This is a genomic window from Oleiphilus sp. HI0086 (assembly GCF_001635225.1).
Map to the genome: position 1 here is coordinate 1 of NZ_LWFZ01000029.1, position 1,114 is coordinate 1,114.

The following is a 1,114-nucleotide window of genomic DNA, read 5'->3' on the forward strand; positions in this document are numbered from 1 at the left end:
GCGACACCGATAGTGTCGCTCGTGGCGCCATCGCGGCCTTAGGGTTTAACTACTATGAAGTGGGCCGACAGACAGGCAAGATCGTTGTGCAGATTCTTCAAGGCCAATCACCTGCTGATATTCCGGTTCAAGGTGTCATGAATACAGAGTTGTTTGTTAATCCTGGCGCAGCAAAGCGTATGGGCATAACACTTTCGCCAGAGTTTATCTCTAAGGCTAAATCACTTGTTGAATAGTTTTGCCTTATTCGGCGCCTTAGAAACCGGCTTCATTTTTGCGCTGGTCGCATTTGGAGTCTTTCTTTCTTTTCGAGTCCTGGATTTTCCAGACCTTACTGTTGACGGGTCTTTTCCCTTAGGGGCCGCTGTCGCCGCGGCACTGATTGTTGCTGGCGTAAACCCTCTTATCTCGACGCTCTGCGCTTGCTTAGCCGGCGCCCTTGCAGGCTCAGTGACAGCGATATTAAATGTGAAACTAAAAATTTTGCATTTACTTGCATCAATCCTGACTATGATCGCGCTTTATTCCATTAACCTGCGAATAATGGATGGCCCGAACATCGCGTTGCTCGGCGTTGATACCTTGTTAAGCCCGCTAGATAAGCTAAGTATTGCTACTTATGAGATTCCTTATTATGTCGCCTACCCAATTTGCTTCGGTATCATTAGTCTTATTACTTTCACCCTGCTTTTTATGTTCCTGCGTAGTGAAATTGGTTTAGCAATGCGCGCTACAGGCTCTAACCCCAGAATGGCTCAGGCCAATGGCGTCAATACTTCGTTAATGGTTATTCTTGGGATGTCACTATCTAATGCCCTTGTCGCCCTGGCAGGCGCTTTATTTGCTCAAAGTCAGGGTAGCGCTGATGTAACTATGGGGGTCGGCATCATTATTATCGGCCTTGCTTCTGTGATAGGCGGCGAAGCCTTGATTAGCCCGAAGAACCTGTTTCGCTGGATCCTTGCCTGCCTGATTGGCTCACTACTCTATCGCCTGGTTATTGCCGTGGCACTTAACGGTGAATTATTAGGCCTTAAAGCTCAAGATCTCAATTTGATCACGGCTATTTTGGTAACGCTCGCAATTGTTGCCCCAAATATCAAAAGCGCCATTA

The 1,114-nt window shown here is 47.3% G+C and carries 2 protein-coding genes; both read left to right on the top strand.

Annotated elements, in window-relative coordinates:
- Nucleotides 1–236: ABC transporter substrate binding protein (locus A3756_RS00615; RefSeq protein ID WP_304438840.1), on the top strand; the 236-nt coding region annotated here is incomplete at its 5' end.
- Nucleotides 226–1,114 (top strand): ABC transporter permease (locus A3756_RS00620; protein ID WP_068552629.1); only part of this gene is annotated, 889 nt, incomplete at its 3' end. The genes A3756_RS00615 and A3756_RS00620, both read left to right, overlap by 11 nt.